At 51.5% G+C, this 433-nt stretch carries 1 protein-coding gene; it reads left to right on the forward strand.

Annotation, left to right across the window (positions count from 1 at the left end):
• On the forward strand, positions 1-424 hold a 424-nt coding region (locus M3677_RS17430; protein WP_251161205.1), incomplete at its 5' end, for a hypothetical protein.
• Positions 425-433: the final 9 nt, after the last annotated feature.

Below are 433 nucleotides of genomic sequence, written 5' to 3' on the forward strand. Positions count from 1 at the left end.
TCTGCATGCCGTTAACCGTGTTGTAATTCTCACGACGTATCGAGCCCATACCAGACTTTACCGCGTCGTGCACTTCTCGTACGTCGCGCAAACATGTTTAGGCCCGGAAGAAAATTCGAAGATCGTTACCGATGCGCTGGATGCAGATGTTATGCAGTGCAGAACACGCGAACGTGGGTCGATCCAACACACCCTTGTTTACTCGCATCTTGTAGCCCAGCTTGTTAAGAACAAGGATCGTGACTTCTGCCTCGTCTCCTATTTCCATAGGGTTGCTCTTATGGAAAAGATGATTCCGACCCATAGAATAACGGATGCGGCTAGCGCCAAGGCTGCGACGCACGTGTTCGAGTTCGTGATCTCGCTCAGTATCGAACTTGCCATCAACTTCGTAGTCAGCTTCGATCTCGGACGTGGCCAGTAGGCGTGACGC

Origin of the sequence: Curtobacterium sp. P97, from assembly GCF_023712445.1 — a bacterium.
Classification (GTDB): domain Bacteria; phylum Actinomycetota; class Actinomycetes; order Actinomycetales; family Microbacteriaceae; genus Curtobacterium.